A 1,246-nucleotide genomic window follows, 5' to 3' on the forward strand; every position below is an offset into this window, starting at 1 on the left:
TTTAAACTTCTTATCATGGTAAAATTAGGCCCCAGGATTGCCGTTCATTTGTTCAAATTCATTTGGCGTATGATAGTCCAAAGTCGAATGAATCCTCTTGGAATTGTAGAAAAACTCAATGTACTCAAACAATGATTTCTTGGCATCTTCTCTAGTAATATACTTGGTCTGATAAACGAGCTCACGTTTAAGAATGCCGTGAAAGGACTCGATACAAGCGTTGTCATAACAGTTCCCTTTTCGGCTCATGCTCCCCACCATATCGTACTTTTTTAATAATGCCTGATATTCTAAGGAGGCATATTGAACTCCCCGGTCAGAGTGGTGAACGACGCCTTTCCCTGGCTTTTGACGCTTGTACGCCATCCTCAGCGCTGAGAGGACCAGCTCCTTTGTCATGGTCTTATCCATTGCCCAGCCTACTATTTTACGAGAATACAAGTCCATTACGGTCGCCAAATACAACCAACCCTCATTGGTCGGAATATAGGTGATATCCGTTACCCATAACTGGTTTGGCTTACTTGCTTTAAATTGACGATCCAAGACGTTTTCACTTACTGGATGCTGGTGCTTTGAGTTCGTAGTTGCCTTGTATTTCTTGACGGTACAGGACCTCCATTTTTTTTGGTCATAATGCGTGAAACCGTACGCTCACTTACCTTTACACCGCGTTTATTCAGGGTTTTTGCTATCTTGACACTGCCGTACCGTTGCTTGAATTCTAAATGAGTCTGAAGGATCTGTTGAGTTAGTTTCTCGTTTTGTGTCTGCCTGTCGCTTTTTGGCCGGTTTAACCATTTGAAGTAGCCGCTTTTGGAAACTCCCAGAACTTTGCACATCTTCTCCACTCGGAATTGGGAGCAATTCTTATGAACGAATTCATATTTTACCGAGGGTCTTTCGCGAAGTAGTGCATCGCCTTTTTTAAGATGTTATTCTCCTCCTGCAGGTCGCGCATTTCCTTCTTGAGCGCCCTTAGTTCAGCATCTGCCGAAGAGAAGGTTTGCAGGCTCTTAACTTCTGGCTGCTTGCCGTACTTTTTGATCCAGCCATGTAAGGTGTTCTCATTCACACCAACCTCTCTAGCTGTCTGAGCTACTGATTTGTTGTGTTCGTTGATGTACTTTACGGTTTCAATTTTAAATTCTTCCTCGTACCGCTTGCCTTTTGCCATACCGACACACCTCGTTATAGTTGATATATATATTATAACAATCTGTGTCTACTTTTTAGTCTAGCATCA

At 42.7% G+C, this 1,246-nt stretch carries 1 pseudogene; it reads right to left on the reverse strand.

What is annotated here, in order from left to right:
• Positions 1–24: 24 nt before the first annotated feature.
• A pseudogene (locus tag GJU40_RS20430) lies at positions 25–1,177 on the reverse strand (IS3 family transposase).
• Between the last annotated feature and the right edge of the window lie 69 nt (positions 1,178–1,246).

This window comes from Metabacillus lacus, from assembly GCF_009674805.1.
Taxonomy (GTDB): domain Bacteria; phylum Bacillota; class Bacilli; order Bacillales; family Bacillaceae; genus Metabacillus_C; species Metabacillus_C lacus.